Source organism: Micromonospora sp. NPDC050795, assembly GCF_044456785.1.
GTDB lineage: Bacteria > Actinomycetota > Actinomycetes > Mycobacteriales > Micromonosporaceae > Micromonospora.
Genome location: NZ_JBITGE010000028.1, coordinates 63,483 through 77,569 on the forward strand (window position 1 = coordinate 63,483; position 14,087 = coordinate 77,569).

The window sequence follows — 14,087 nt, forward strand, 5'->3', positions numbered from 1 at the left end:
GGCCTGCGGCCGTCGCCTGGGGTGACGAGCTGGACAGGCAGCGGTCCAGGGAGTAGCTCCACGGGGAAGGTTGTCGTTTCGTGTCAGGCAGGTCGGCGCAGTACGCGCCATGGCAGTCGACGGCTGGGCCCGCAGACGATCATGAACAGTTGCTGGCCTGGAGGCGACGGGCGCTCGACCAGCAGTTGCCGGCCGCGTCCTTTCCCGCCGGCACGAGCGCACCCTCACTCGTCTATCTCTGGACCACGATGTTCGTGGTCGCCATGGCGATCCTCGGGTTCGCGGTCAGCGCCGAGCGCGGGGTGCTCCCAGCCGTCGTCGACTCCCAGCGTGACGTCGTGTCCAAACTGGCGTCGAGCATGCAGACCGAGGCCCGCAGCCGGGCGACCAACCTCAGCCGGACCGTGCAGGACCGGGGAAGCACGAGCGACGCCGATCTGCTGACCCGCCTGGTCGGGGAGGGTGCCGGCTTCACCGGCGCGGTGATCGTGGAAACCGCCTCCCGGCGACCTCTCGCCGCCAAGGGCGCGGCGCTACCGCTCGACCTCCTGCCGCCGGTGCTGGAAGTCGACAGGACGATCGCCGCCACCACGGCTGATGGCCCGGTGCTGGTCTATGCCGTCGCCCTGGACGACACCCGGGCAGTACTCGCACTCCAGCAGGTCACCATGCGGAACCTGCGACTCAACCCCGACGCGGGACATGGCGTCCACATGATCGGCCCCGACGGCAAGAGCAGCCTGATGCAGGGGGCCAGTGCGGTCGACGCCGTGCACCTGCCGACGGTCTTCGCCGGCCTGGCCGGGTCCGACTCGCCCCAGAGCCGCGAGGTGGTGGTCAAGGAGTGGACGGACCGCAGGCTCGTGGTGTCGTCCGCGCCGGTGGGTGAGACCGGGCTCGTGGTCGTCTCCCTGCTCGCGGCGGACGTGAGCGCGGGGACCTCGGGCACCAAGGGGGTGCTGCTCGGGCTCAGCCTGCTGCTCGTGACACTGCTCAGCTTCGTACTCATGCGCATGTCGCTGGTCCGGCCGGTCCGGGCGCTGCTGAACCAGGCCAAGGCCGACGCCTGCGGCGTGATGACCCGGCGCCGTCCGCCGATGCGCATCCGCGAGGCGCACCGGATCACGCGGGCGTTGGCCCTGACCTCCGGTGACCAGTACCCGCCGGACCAGCGGTGGCGGCCGACCGTCCTCCAGGGTCTGACCGTCGCCGTGGTGGTCGCCATGCTCTGGCCGGTGGCGGCCACGGTGGTCGCGTTGCGGGCTCCCGATCCGGCGATTCCCGCGCAGTTGGTGCGGGATGCGGAGAGCCGGGCCGAGGAGGCCAGCAACGCCCTCGGGCACCTGCTGGATGACGGTCTGGCCACCGTCTCCCGGGTCTCGCAGGGGATCAGTTCGAAGGACCTCGGGCAGGCGGACCGGACCCTCGACCGGGAACTCGCCGCCGAGCAGCGGCTGCGGGCCATGTACCTGGTCGACCACGACGGAAAGATGGTGGCCGGCGCGGGCCGGAAACCGCTGCGGACCGTCGCGCCACTGCCAGGCGAGGTCGGCATCCATCTCGACGACACAGCCGAGCGGTTGCCGCTCGTCTACGCCTTCAACCAGCGCGCCGACGGCTTCGCTGTGGTCGGTGAGTTCGACCCGGACCGCCTGCTCGGGCTGGTCCGTCGGGTGGATGGCCGAGTCCGGGTCGTCGACGCCGACCTGCGGACGATCCTGGATTCGGAGGGCTTCCAGGCGTTCCAGCCGCTACAGGGTGAGTTGGCCCGAAGCCTCGCCGTCGAGGTGCTGCCAGGCAGCACTGTTGGCCGGTCGACCACCGAGGACGGTACCCCGGCGATGGTCGCCGCCTCCGGTCTGACCGTGCCGACGACAGTCGCCCACCTTGAGTGGGCGGTCGTGCTGGAGCAGGACGTCGCCGGGTTGCGTCTGCCGACGATGGTGGAGCGGCGGTGGACCCTGCTTGTGGCCGGGGCGGTGGTGGGCATCGCCCTTCTCACCCACCTGTGGCAGCTCTACATCTTCGTCCGGCCGTTGCGGAGGTTGAGCTCCTTCGCCGAGCGGATGGCCGACGGGACCGTGGATCTGCCCGTCCCGCCGCAGCGCCACGACGACATCGGTGCGATAGCGATGTGCCTGGAGATCTGTCGCCAGGTCCGACACACCGGGTCCGCCCGGTTCGGTGGTGCGCTGCGGCTACGCGGCGCGGGAGCCGACCGGACCAGCGTCCTCGCCCGCGTCCGGCACGCGGCGGGGACTCGCAACCGGGCGACGAAAGGCTGAGCATGTTCTACCTCTACACCGTCTACAGCCTCTGCTGCCTCGCCCTCCTGGTGGCCGGCGTGATCGAGCAGCGGAACCACAACCGCAACCTCGACACCATCCCGCACCGGGTGCTGGTCAACGGGATCCGTGGCAAGAGTTCGATCACACGACTCTGCGCGGGTGCGCTGCGCGGCGGCGGCAAGGTGGTGGTGGCCAAGACCACCGGAACCGCCGCGAGGTTCATCTTCCCGGATGCCAGCGAGGAGCCGGTGCACCGCAAGTTCGGGATCGCCAACGTGGTCGAGCAGATCGGCATCGTCCGGCGGGCCGCCGTCTACCACCCGGATTCGCTCGTCATCGAGTGCATGGCGGTCATGCCGGCGTTGCAGGAGATCAACCAGAGCAAGCTCATCAGGTCCACCATCGGGGTGCTCTGCAACGTCCGCGAGGACCACCTCGCCGAGATGGGGCCGACCCTCGACGACGTGGCCCGGTCGCTGAGCCGGTCGATGCCCGAGGACGGCATCTGCATCACCGCGGAGAAGGACCGACTGGCGATCCTGGAGCAGGAGGCAGCCAAACGGAACTGCCGACTGATCGCGGTCGACCCCGAGTCGGTGACCGACCAGGAGATGTCCGGCTTCGGCTGGATCACCTTCAAGGAGAACGTGGCCATCGCACTCGCCGTTGCCGAACAGCTCGGCGTCGACAGGCACAGCGCGCTCACCGGCATGTGGTCGGCCCCACCCGACCCGGGAGTGCTCTCCGTGGCCCGGGTTCTGTACGGCGACAAGCGCGTCCGCTTCGCCAACATCTTCGCCGCCAACGACCCGGAGTCGACGTACATGAACATCGAGCAACTGGAGAAGCAACGGCTCATCAGCAAGCCGTTGACCATGGTCATCAACTGTCGACCGGACCGGGTGGAACGGAACGGGCAGATGGGTACGCTCGCCGGCCGGATACAGCCGCAGTGCATCGTGCTGATCGGTGAGATGACCCGCAGCGCCAGGGTCAACGTTCCCGCCGAGTTGCAGAGCCGGGTGGTCGACCTGGGCGGCAAGCTCCCGTCGGAACGGCTGATCAGCGAGGTCATGGCGGTGACGGCGGAGGACGCCTCCATCGTCGCCGTCGGGAACATCCACGGGCAGGGCGAGGTGCTGCTGCACGAGCTGGCCGCCCTGCCGAGCTGGGAACCGCAGGACCACAGTCGTGCCGAATCGATGCTCCGTCCGCCGACCGCGCGCGCTTCCGCCGTGGACGGCGAGACCGTGTTCCTGGGAAGGACCTACCGGTGACATTCGGAGGAGAACTGAGCGCCCAGCTGGCCACCGCGTGCCTCGGCATCGGCCTGGTCTTCGCGCTGCTCTGCTATCTGACCACGAACCTCTCGCCCGGCGGGATGATCACGCCGGGCTGGATCGCGCTCGCGCTGATCGAGGACCCGCTCCAGGCTGCGGTGATCGTGGTCATGACCGTCGTCACCTACGCCCTCACCCGGCTGATGCAGCGCATGGTGATCCTCTACGGCAAGCGCCTCTTCGCCGCGATCGTCCTGCTCAGCGTCCTCCTGCAGATGACTCTGTTCGTGATCGTCCAACGGGACCTGCCGCTGCTCTTCGCACACCAGACCCTGGGCTTCGTGGCACCGGGGCTGATCGCCTACCAGCTCGTGCGCCAGCCGCCGAAGGCGACAGTGCTGGCCACCGTCATGGTCACCGTCATCACCTACGGGGTGGCGTTCAGCGGCGTCGTGGCCGGCTTCGTGCCGGTCACCTGAGGCCCCACACCGACGAGGGATAGGCATGAACTACCGGACTTACTCCCGCAGCCGCGCCATGCTGATGACCGTCGCCGCCTTCGCTCTGCTGAGTGGCGGCAGCACCTTCGCGTACGTCATCGCCCGGCACAGCGCGGCGGATCCGATCGAGCTGAGCCTCGGCGCGCAGGCCGCGCAGGCCGCCGTGACCAGCGGCTCCGGCTACAGCTACCGACGATTGACCGCGCCGAACCGGACGCAGATGGTCGACGCCAAGGGCAATACCGTCGCGATCATGACCGACGGTGCCCGCACGGTGCACATCAGCGGCCCGAAGCGGACGTTCGCCGAGTCGCGGTTCACCAAGGCCAAGGTCCCCGCCGAGCTCTGGGTACGACTGGCACCACGGGAGTGGCGGGCGGGTGCCGAGAAGGAGAAGTGGTTCACCGACTGGTTCCGGAAGGCCCGTACCGACCGCTCGCCCGACGTGCTGGCGGTGGCCCGGGAGTACACCTACGTCGCCGTGCCGAAGAAGGACGCGAAAGGCCGGCAGTACTCCGGCGACGCCGCCTTCGGACCTCTGTCGGACATCGACCCGGACGGTCGCGCCGAGAACTCCGACTTCTACGACTACCTCGGTGTGTCGTGGGAGTTCCCCGACAAGAAGGAGAAGCCGACGGCGTCGCACATCCGCAGCCTGGACTGCTCGGGCTTCCTGCGCATGGTCTACGGCTACCGGATGGGCTACCCGCTCCTCGGCACGAACAACGCCGGCCCCGGCCTGCCCCGGCGGGCGACCGCGATGGCCTCGGTGGGACCAGGGGCGCTGCTGATGCCGAACACCGGCAAGCGGGCCCGGGAGCTGGATCGGCTGCTCCCCGGCGATCTTCTGTTCTTCAACGCCGGGCCGGTGCAGGGCGCGAACATCGAGCACTCCGGCATGTACCTCGGCGTCGACGACCGGGGACACCACAGGTTCATCTCGAGCCGTACCACCGCGAACGGCCCGACCATGGGTGACCTGGGTGGCGAGTCCATCCTGGACGGCACCGGCTACTGGGCCCTGCGCTGGCGGACGGCCCGCCGGATCTGACCTCGACGGCAACCCTGCAACGGGTCAGGCCACGACAAGCTGCGCCGCGAGCACGTCCGCGACACGGCCACGGGCCTCGGCGTCCCGCCGGACCGACCAGCTCAGCTCCAGGTGGACGAAGACCGTTTCCAGCTCCGCCGCGGCCCGGCCCTGCTGGTTGGTCCTACCCTCAAGCTGGCCGCACTTCTGCACCCACGCCCGACAGGCGTTCAGCCCGGCCCCGGAGAGGCCGTCCGCGATCCGGCGGGCCACCGGGGTCACCGGAGCCGACCCCGTCGACACCACCGCGTCGGACGTGGGCAGGTTCCGGTCGGCGAAGCCGTGCAGTTGGATCTGGTCGAGGTCGTTCCTGGCGAACTCGGCCGCCAGGGTGTGGAACAGCGAGCGGTCGTTGTGGGCGACGTCCGCGTTGCTGTTGGCGGCCTGCCGGTGTGCCCCGGCGACGAGCAGCACGCTTGCCGGCGTCTTCCGGTAGACGGCCAGGCCCAGCTTCTCCGTGTTGATGTCGAAGCCGGGGTGCGGCACCTCGATCACCGTGCGCGGGGCGGTGCCCCGGTCCACCAGCACGGCGCCCCAGGAACGATCGTCCGACCCATCGGCGAGGTAGAGCGCGAACGGCCGGTCGGTGACCGGGTCCGTCCCATGATGGGCCCGGAAGCCGAGGTCGCCGAAGACCTGATCCAGGTCGCTGGCGGCATTCGGCTCGGTGACCAGCGACCGAGCTGCCCGCCGGGCCGCCGCCCGCTCCTCCGTGTCCGGGTCACGGTAGGGGTTGTCCCGGGAGAGGCCGGCGGTCAGCTCATCGATCAGCACCTCGGGATCGGGCCCTCGCTGCTGAACGGATGTCGGCTTGGCGTCGGCGCACGCCCCCGAAACGAGCAGTGCCAGCGTCGCCGCGGCGATCAGTCCGCGGCGAGTTGAACCCGCGGCCGGAAGCGGTGTACGCACCCGTGCAGGCTATCCGATCGACCCCGGGCGCCTTCCGACTTGGCCCGCTGGCCCGATCAGACCCGGGCCAGCCCGAGCGCGCGCACATCCACCGCCACGTCGAGGCCGTAGGACTCGACGAGGCGGCGCTCGAAAGCGTCGGCGTCGATCAGGTATTCCTGTGGACCCTCGACTTCCAACACGTGCGCCGCCAGAACACAGCCGACCTGCGCGGCCCGCTCGATGGGCAGGTCTGCGGCGAGCGCGGCGAAAAAGCCGGCCCGGAAGCCGTCGCCGACACCTGTCGGGTCGACGATGTCGCCCACCCGGGCCGCCGGCACCAGGACGACGCCGTCCGGCCCGGTGATCCGTACCCCGTTGGCGCCCAGGGTCACGATCCGCACGCCCACGCGGCGCAGGATGTCGTCTTCGCTGAGCCCGGTCTTCGACTCCAGCAGCGCCGCCTCGTACTCGTTCGTCAACAGGTAGCGAGCGCCGTCGATCATCGCCTCGATGTCGGCCGACGGCATCCGGGCCAACTGCTGTGACGGGTCGGCGGCGAAGGGCAGGCCCAGCCGACGGCAGGCGGCGGCGCGGGCGAGCATCGTGTCCGGGTTCTCCGCGGCGACGATGACGAGCCCGAGCCCTCCGGCACGCTGGGCGACACCGTCGAGGCTGATCCGGTCGGGCTCGCCCATCGCGCCGGGATAGAACGAGGCGATCTGGCAGAGGTCGGTGTCGGTGGTGCAGATGAACCGGGCGGTGTGGGCGATGGAGCTGACCTGCACCTCCGAGCAGTCGACCCCGTGCCGCTCCAGCCAGTTGCGGTAGTCGCCGAAGTCACCGCCGACCGCGCCGAGCAGCAGCGGCCGGTGCCCGAGTTGGGCGAGCCCGAAGGCGATGTTGGCGGCGACCCCGCCGCGCCGGACGACCAGGTCGTCGACGAGGAACGAGAGTGACACGGTGTCGAGGCTGCCGGCGACGAGTTGCTCGGCGAACCGCCCCGGAAAGCGCATCAGGTGGTCGGTCGCGATCGAGCCGGACACGGCGATCATGCGGACGGGCCCTCTCAGTAGCGGTAGTGGTCGGGCTTGTAGGGCCCTTCGACCGGGACGCCGAGGTAGCTGGCTTGTTCCTTCGTCAGTTCGGTGAGGCGGACACCCAGCGCGGAGAGGTGGAGTCGGGCCACCTTCTCGTCCAGGTGCTTGGGAAGGGTGTGGACACCGATCGGGTACTGGTCGGTCCTGGTGAACAGCTCGATCTGCGCGATGGTCTGGTTGGCGAAGCTGTTCGACATCACGAAGCTCGGATGCCCGGTGGCGTTGCCCAGGTTCAACAGCCGACCCTCGGACAGCACGATGATCGAGTGGCCGTCCGCGAACCGCCACTCATCCACCTGCGGCTTCACGGTGATCCGCTCGACATCGTCGCGTCTCGCGAGACCTGCCATGTCGATCTCGTTGTCGAAGTGGCCGATGTTTCCCACGATGGCCTGGTGCTTCATCCGCGCCATGTGCTCGTTGGTGATCACGCTGAAGCAGCCCGTCGCGGTCACGAAGATGTCCGCGGTCTCGACCACGTCGTCGATGGTTGCGACCTGGTAGCCGTCCATCGCCGCCTGGAGGGCGCAGATCGGATCCACCTCGGTCACGATGACCCGCGCGCCCTGACCACGCAGACTCTCGGCGCAGCCCTTGCCGACGTCGCCGTAACCGAACACCACGGCGACCTTCCCGCCGATCAGCACATCGGTGGCCCGGTTGATCCCGTCGATCAGCGAGTGCCGGCAGCCGTACTTGTTGTCGAACTTGCTCTTGGTCACCGAGTCGTTCACGTTGATCGCCGGGAAGAGCAGGTTCCCTGCCTGCTGCATCTCGTACAGCCGGTGCACGCCCGTGGTGGTCTCCTCGGTCACCCCCCTGATCCCGGCCGCGAGCCGCGTCCAGCGGCGGTTGTCCTCGCGCAACGACCGCGTCAACACACCGAGGATGACCTCGTACTCCTCGGAGTCCGCGCTCTCCGGCGACGGGACCGCGCCGATCGCCTCGAACTCGGCGCCCTTGTGCACCAGCAGCGTGGCGTCACCACCATCGTCGAGGATCATGTTCGGGCCCTGGCCGTCCGGCCAGAGCAGCGCCTGCTGGGTGCACCACCAGTACTCGTCGAGGGATTCGCCCTTCCAGGCGTAGACCGGGGCACCCGCCGGGGCGTCCGGGGTGCCGGTCGGGCCGACCACGATCGCCGCCGCCGCGTGGTCCTGGGTGGAGAAGATGTTGCAGGACGCCCACCTGACCTGCGCGCCGAGCGCCACCAACGTCTCGATCAACACGGCCGTCTGGATTGTCATGTGCAGCGAGCCGGTAATCCGTGCGCCCTTCAACGGCTGCCGCGAGGCGAACTCCCTCCGGATCGACATCAGACCCGGCATCTCGTGCTCGGCCAGCTCGATCTCCTTACGCCCGAAGGCTGCCAGCGACAGATCCGCCACCTTGAAATCGCTGAAGTCACCAGTCATGTCCGCACCTCCCCCACCAGTGTCGAGAAGCGATGGAGTTCGCTTCAACCGCGCACTTGCTCGGTGGGGAAGACTCGACGGGTCCGTCTACTCCGGCTGGTTGGGAGTGCCACGACCCAGCTCGTAGGGGGACGTCACGCCCTCGTAGGCGAGGTGCATCACCATGCCGTTGGCCGCGTGGTCGAGGTTGTGGCAGTGGTCCATCCAGAGACCCGGGTTGTCCGCCGTGAAGCCGATCTCGTAGATCTCGCCGGGAATCACGTCGAGGCTGTCGATCCACCACGGTGACCCGGTCGCGTCGACACCGTTGCGGGACAGGACCAACGCGTGATGGCCGTGCAGATGCATCGGGTGGTTCTGGTGACTGCGGTTGACGATCCGCACCTTGACCACGTCGTCCGTCCGGACCATGAGCGTCGGTGTGTCGGGAAAGCTGTGCCCGTTGATGATCGGCACCAGGTGCAGGCCCCCGTCGTAGAAGGACAGCCGGTCGTCGAGGAGCTGGGTGAACGAGCGGTCGTACGACGAGCCGGCGTCGAAGGGACGCGAGCCGCCGGAGCCGTACGACAGCGGGTCGAACCGGTCCCCGTCGTCGACGATCCTCGGCGTCGACGTGTCGCCCGGTGGCGCCAGGACCAGCCCGGCGTCGCGGTTGGCGAGGTCCGTCAGCCGCACCGGAACCGCCGGCATCGTGAACGTCACGTCGTAGCGTCCACCGGTCGCCAGCCCGAACAGCGGGTCGGTCAGCGGGGTCGGACCGTTGACGTCGACCCCGTCGATCGCCTCCACCCGTACCGGTGTGCCGTTGACCGTCAGGGACCGCGGACGGCTGTCGGTGGACGGGTTGTTGTCGGTGTTGACCAGACGCAGCCGCACCGGCGTGCCCGGGGCGACCTCCCGCCGTTGCAGCGTGTCACTCGTGCCGAACGAGACGATCGTGTCGGTCGGCGTACGCCACTCGTGGGCCTGCACGACGAAGTCCCGCTCACCGGCTGGTGGGCCGTCGCGCGGCTCGACGATCAGCGCGCCGAACAGGCCCCGCCTGATCGCCTCCAGTGGCTTCTGGTGGGTGTGGTACCAGAAGGTGCCGACCTGCTCGGCGAGGAACCGGTAGGTGAAGCTGCCGCCCGGCCCCACCGCGTTCTGCGTCGCGCCGGCCACGCCGTCCTCACCGTTGGGGACGTCGAGACCGTGCCAGTGGACGGTCACGTTCTCGTCGGGGATCTCGTTGTGCAGCGTCACCTCGACGAGGTCTCCCTCGCGGACCCGCAGCTCCGGCCCGGGCGACTGTCCGTTGTACGTCAGCGCCTCGATCTCCGCGCCGGACGAGAGCCGTACCGTCGCGTTCTTCGCGGTCAGCGTGAAGGCCCTGTCGGGCTTGCCGGTCCGCGGCCCACGCAGGTCGTCGACGGAGACCCCGCCATGACCGCCGTGACCGAACGACGGGCCTCCGCCGTAGTCGACGTTGTCGTGCGACATCATGCTCATCCGGTCGGGCAGCCTGCTGCTCTGCGCCGCGTAGGTGATGCCGGTGGCGACGACCAGCACCACGACGGCGCCCTGCGCGGTGGCGCGCAGGGCGCGGGCCCGCCGGCCCCGGCGCGCGAAGTCGGTGGCGGTGACGACCCGCAGGCGACGCCCCTGCCAGAACCACAGCACCACCGCCGACAGCAGGATCGGGGCGGTGTGGGTCGCGATGTCGTCGAGGTAGGACGGGACCGGACGGGACACGTACGCGACGTAGACGCCGACCACTGTCGCCACGGCCGTCACCTGGACCGGTACGACGAATCGAGGGTCGGCGGCGGCGGAGCGCGTCCCGGCGTCGACCGGTGCGTCGTCGCGGTCGGCCAGGGCGCGCAGGCCCGGCACGGTCCAGAGGGCGACGGTCAGCATCGGCAGCAGCAGGAGCGGCATCTGCACGATCACGCGGTTGTCGGCAAAGATCCAGTCGACGGCGAGCATCAGCCCCATCGCGACGCACTTGACGACCAGCACCACCAGCGCGGCGACGAGCAGACGCAGCAACCGACGGGCGCTCGTACGCAGCGCCCCGGGTGTCGGCCGCCAGGCCAGCCGCGTGGCGAGGATGGCCGCGGACAGCCAGATCAGGAACAGGACCCCGGCCAGGATCCCATCGGCGTTCTCTCCGACCTCGAACATGACGCCAACGTACGAAGGCTGCGTACCGCGTGGCATCCGCTGAGGAACGGCCGGTGCGTACGGGAATCGCCGTAGCCCGCCGCGCACGGGAAACAAGGGCCGTAGTCAGCTGCCGGGCGCGACGAGCCCCGTCTGATAGGCGAGGACGACGAGTTGCGCGCGGTCACGGACGCGGAGCTTGACCATGGCTCGGTGGACGTGGGTACGGGCCGTCGCCGGGCTCATCGACAGCCGGCGTCCGATCTCCTCGTTCGTCAGCCCGATGGCGACCAGGCTCATCACCTCGCGCTCGCGGTCGGTCAACACCGCCAGCCGGCCGCCGTCGACGGGCGTCGGCGCGACCTTGCTGACGAACGCGTTCACCAGCCGGCTCGTCACCCGCGGCGAGATCAGCATGTCGCCGCCGGCCACCACCCGCACCGCCTGGCGCAGTTCGTCGGGCTCGATGTCCTTGAGCAGGAAGCCACTCGCGCCGGCCCGCAGCGCCTCGAACACGTACTCGTCGAGCTCGAAGGTGGTCAGGACGATGACCCGCACGGCCGGGAACCGTTCGACGATCGCCGCCGTGGCCCGCACGCCGTCGAGCACCGGCATTCGCACGTCCATCAGCACGATGTCCGGCCGGGTCGCGGCGACCATCTCGACAGCCTGGGCGCCGTTGGACGCCTCACCGACCACCTCCAGGTCGTCGCTGTGGTCGAGCAGGCCCCGGAAGCCGGCCCGCACGAGCGTCTGGTCGTCCGCCAGCACCAACCGGATCGTCACGCTGTCTCCCCCACCCCGACCGGCAGCCGCGCGGCCACCCGGAACCCCCCACCCTCCGGCCGGGGCCCGGCCTCAAGGGATCCGCCGGCGGCCGTGGCCCGTTCCCGCATGCCGGCCACCCCGTGCCCCCGCCGGCCAGCCCCGGAACCGACCCCGTCGTCGACGATCTCCACTGTGACGGCGTCGCCCGCGTAGGCGATCGTGACGTCGACGGTCGTCGCGTCAGCGTGTCTGACGGTGTTCGTGATGGACTCCTGCACGATCCGGTAGACCGAGAGCGCCACCTCCGGCGGAATCGGGCGCGGGGTGCCCGCGATCCCCGACCGCACCTTCACGCCGGCCTGTTCGGCGACCGCGAAGACCCGCGCCAGATCGGGCACCTCACCGGCGTCGCGGAGCATGCCGATCGCCGAGCGGACCTCGTGCATGGCGTCACGGGCCGCGCCCCGGATGCTCCGCAGCGCCGCCCGCGCCTCGGCCGGCTTGCTGTCGAAGATGTCGTCGGCGAGGCTCGCCTGCACACTGATCGCGGCGATCGTGTGACCGAGGACGTCGTGGACCTCGCGGGCGATGCGGAGCCGCTCCTCGGCGACCTCGTGTTGACGCTCCTGGCGCATCACCGCGAGACGGTGCTGCGCCTCGGCCAGCCGGACCCGGCGGGTGCGGATCGTCTCGGCGAGCAGCACCACCGCTGCGAGCAGCGAGCCCTCTTCGAGGGTGGCCGAGAGAGCGGGAAAGAAACCCTCGCCGAGCAGCGCGTACCGCATGATCAGCTCAAGGACGACGAAGAACCCGGCGACGACGAGCGCCCAGGTGAACCGGCCGGCGGCCGCGACCGAGAAGAGGGCGGCGGCCAGCGGGAGGGCGGGCGGGATGCCCGGGTACTCGAGGACGTAGTAGATCATCAGCGCGGTGACCGAGCCGACCAGCACCAGCAGCGGCCAGCGGCGCCGGAAGACCAGCAGCAGCCCGATCACCGCGCCGATCGCGTAGGCGCGCGCGTCCGGCGGCCGGGCGCCGGGCTCGTCGGCGACCCGGATCGCCACCGCCACCACGGCCGCGACGACGACCGCGATGAGGGCATCGATCGCGACTCGCCTGACGGCCGGGTTCATGTCCGCAACGGTACGACGCGCGCACGGTCCGTCAGCGAAGGGCCCTTCCCGACCGTGAACTGTCCGCAAAGGCCCGTCGGCTCAGCCGCGGGGCCCGGAGCCGGTCGGCTCCGGGCCCTCCCTCTGCCGAACTCAGGGGCTGGTGCAGGTGACGCTGCTGGGCGCGGTGGCACCGTTGCCCGTGGCGGTGAACCCGAAGGTGGTCGATGCGTTCGGGCCGACTGTGCCGTTGTAGGCGGCGTTTCTGACTGTGACGCTGCCGGTGGTGCCCGTGTTGACGCCACTCCACAGACTGCTGATGGCCTGACCACTGGCCAGAGTCAGGCCCACGGTCCAGCCGTTCAGGGGCGCGGTGGAGGTGTTGGCCACTGTCACCTCGACCTGGAAGCCGCCGGGCCAGGTGTTGGTCGTCCGGTAGGTGGCAGCGCAGGTGCCGGGCCCCCCGGTCGGCGGGGTGGTCGGCGGGTCAGTCGGCGGGTCGGTCGGCGGGTCGGTCGTCGGCGGCGTGGTCGACGCGAACTGGCTGAAGAACCTCCAGATTTCCCCCGAGGTCCAGGTCCGCGAGTCGTTGGGGCTGCCCGAACCGTCCACCGGGCTCGGGGTGTGGTCCCCATCGAACGCCGCCCACTGCACCGGGTAGCCGGCCCGGCAACCCGCGTACGTCGTGGTGATGTGGGTGAGGCTGCCTCGGCTCGGCTCCCGTGGGCTCTGCGCGGTGCAGCCGTTGTTCCGGACGAACGTGTCGCGCAGTTGCCGACCCTGGGAGATGTTCAGCACGCTGTCGTAGATGCCGTGGATGCCGAAGTAGGCGACCGGCTGCGTGCCCCCGTTGCACCCGCTGAGGTTCGCGCCGGATATGACGGTGACCGCACGGATGATCGTCGGCCGGGCGCACGCCACCGCGTAACTCATCGCTCCGCCGTAGCTCCAGCCCAGGGCGAAGCGCTGGGTGGTGTCCACGCACAGATCGTTCTCGACCTGCCGGGAGATGTCGTCGAAGAGGGTGAGGTCCCGACCGTTGGTGTTGGCCCAGCCGGCGTTGAGACCCTGCGGGGCGACGAAGATCGCGCTGTTGTTCGACAGCGGCTGGAGCCCGTAGTAACCGGCCGAGGTGACGTTGTTGGCCGAGCCGTTCAACCAGTGGAAGCCGAAGATCAGCCGGTAGGGGCGGTTCCGGTCGTAACCGTCCGGGATCCGCAGGTTGTACGTACGACTCTGTCCGCTGCTCTGAATCGTCCGCGTCCCGCTGGCGAGCGTGGGGGCCTTGCCGCAGCCGGCGGTCGCCGCGAGGGTGCCGTTGGTGGCGGCCACCGCCGTCGCACCGAAGCCGCCGCTCAACACGCCGCCGGTGGTGGCCGCGAGAACAAGCGCCGCGGCCGCGATGGATGGGAGAAAGAATTTACGTCTCAGCATTGCTGGGGCTCCTTGCCGTTCGACGACCAACAGTGGTCGCCTGGCATCGACGGGGGCCCGGACTGGTCAC

11 protein-coding genes are annotated in these 14,087 nt (G+C 69.8%); 4 read left to right on the forward strand and 7 right to left on the reverse strand.

Annotation, left to right across the window (positions count from 1 at the left end):
• Window positions 1-80: 80 nt before the first annotated feature.
• From ACIBEF_RS23430 to ACIBEF_RS23445, 4 genes are read left to right on the forward strand one after another with little or no spacing between them, the layout of a single operon-like run.
• A complete protein-coding gene (locus tag ACIBEF_RS23430; RefSeq protein WP_396795292.1) occupies window positions 81-2,285 on the forward strand; it encodes a HAMP domain-containing protein in 2,205 nt (734 codons plus the stop codon).
• Between the two features lie 2 nt (window positions 2,286-2,287).
• A complete protein-coding gene (gene pgsB / locus ACIBEF_RS23435) occupies window positions 2,288-3,565 on the forward strand; it encodes a poly-gamma-glutamate synthase PgsB (RefSeq protein ID WP_396795293.1) in 1,278 nt (425 codons plus the stop codon).
• A complete protein-coding gene (locus ACIBEF_RS23440; RefSeq protein WP_355005071.1) occupies window positions 3,562-4,047 on the forward strand; it encodes a poly-gamma-glutamate biosynthesis protein PgsC/CapC in 486 nt (161 codons plus the stop codon). The genes pgsB and ACIBEF_RS23440 overlap by 4 nt, the downstream gene beginning before the upstream one ends.
• A 25-nt stretch (window positions 4,048-4,072) precedes the next feature.
• Window positions 4,073-5,119: an NlpC/P60 family protein gene (locus tag ACIBEF_RS23445; RefSeq protein ID WP_396795294.1), complete on the forward strand. Its 1,047-nt coding sequence runs from the start codon at window positions 4,073-4,075 to the stop codon at window positions 5,117-5,119.
• A 24-nt stretch (window positions 5,120-5,143) separates the two neighbouring features.
• Here ACIBEF_RS23445 and ACIBEF_RS23450 read toward each other — a convergent pair whose 3' ends face one another.
• From ACIBEF_RS23450 to ACIBEF_RS23480, 7 genes are all read right to left on the reverse strand, one after another.
• The gene (locus tag ACIBEF_RS23450) at window positions 5,144-6,067 is read right to left on the reverse strand and encodes a hypothetical protein (protein ID WP_396795295.1); all 924 of its coding nucleotides are present in this window, start codon (window positions 6,065-6,067) and stop codon (window positions 5,144-5,146) included.
• A 56-nt stretch (window positions 6,068-6,123) separates the two neighbouring features.
• On the reverse strand, window positions 6,124-7,101 hold the full coding sequence (locus ACIBEF_RS23455) for a carbohydrate kinase family protein (RefSeq protein WP_396795296.1): 978 nt from the start codon (window positions 7,099-7,101) through the stop codon (window positions 6,124-6,126).
• Between the two features lie 14 nt (window positions 7,102-7,115).
• Entirely contained in the window at window positions 7,116-8,561 is a 1,446-nt protein-coding gene (ahcY, locus tag ACIBEF_RS23460; protein ID WP_396795297.1) for an adenosylhomocysteinase, read from the reverse strand.
• Between the two features lie 87 nt (window positions 8,562-8,648).
• Window positions 8,649-10,724: a multicopper oxidase family protein gene (locus tag ACIBEF_RS23465; protein WP_396795298.1), complete on the reverse strand. Its 2,076-nt coding sequence runs from the start codon at window positions 10,722-10,724 to the stop codon at window positions 8,649-8,651.
• 105 nt (window positions 10,725-10,829) lie between these two features.
• A complete protein-coding gene (locus tag ACIBEF_RS23470) occupies window positions 10,830-11,489 on the reverse strand; it encodes a response regulator (protein WP_396795299.1) in 660 nt (219 codons plus the stop codon).
• On the reverse strand, window positions 11,486-12,604 hold the full coding sequence (locus ACIBEF_RS23475) for a sensor histidine kinase (RefSeq protein WP_396795300.1): 1,119 nt from the start codon (window positions 12,602-12,604) through the stop codon (window positions 11,486-11,488). Before ACIBEF_RS23475 ends, ACIBEF_RS23470 begins: the two co-directional genes overlap by 4 nt.
• A gap of 132 nt (window positions 12,605-12,736) precedes the next feature.
• The gene (locus ACIBEF_RS23480; protein WP_396795301.1) at window positions 12,737-14,017 is read right to left on the reverse strand and encodes a cellulose binding domain-containing protein; all 1,281 of its coding nucleotides are present in this window, start codon (window positions 14,015-14,017) and stop codon (window positions 12,737-12,739) included.
• Window positions 14,018-14,087 lie beyond the last annotated feature (70 nt).

Bases quoted from the DNA above. Each gene is read 5' to 3' on its own strand.
- ACIBEF_RS23475 (WP_396795300.1), bottom strand. From the start codon at position 12,604: ATGAACCCGGCCGTCAGGCGAGTCGCGATCGATGCCCTCATCGCGGTC.
- ACIBEF_RS23445 (WP_396795294.1), top strand. From the start codon at position 4,073: ATGAACTACCGGACTTACTCCCGCAGCCGCGCCATGCTGATGACCGTC.
- ACIBEF_RS23465 (WP_396795298.1), bottom strand. From the start codon at position 10,724: ATGTTCGAGGTCGGAGAGAACGCCGATGGGATCCTGGCCGGGGTCCTG.
- pgsB (WP_396795293.1), top strand. From the start codon at position 2,288: ATGTTCTACCTCTACACCGTCTACAGCCTCTGCTGCCTCGCCCTCCTG.
- ACIBEF_RS23480 (WP_396795301.1), bottom strand. From the start codon at position 14,017: ATGCTGAGACGTAAATTCTTTCTCCCATCCATCGCGGCCGCGGCGCTT.
- ahcY (WP_396795297.1), bottom strand. From the start codon at position 8,561: ATGACTGGTGACTTCAGCGATTTCAAGGTGGCGGATCTGTCGCTGGCA.
- ACIBEF_RS23455 (WP_396795296.1), bottom strand. From the start codon at position 7,101: ATGATCGCCGTGTCCGGCTCGATCGCGACCGACCACCTGATGCGCTTT.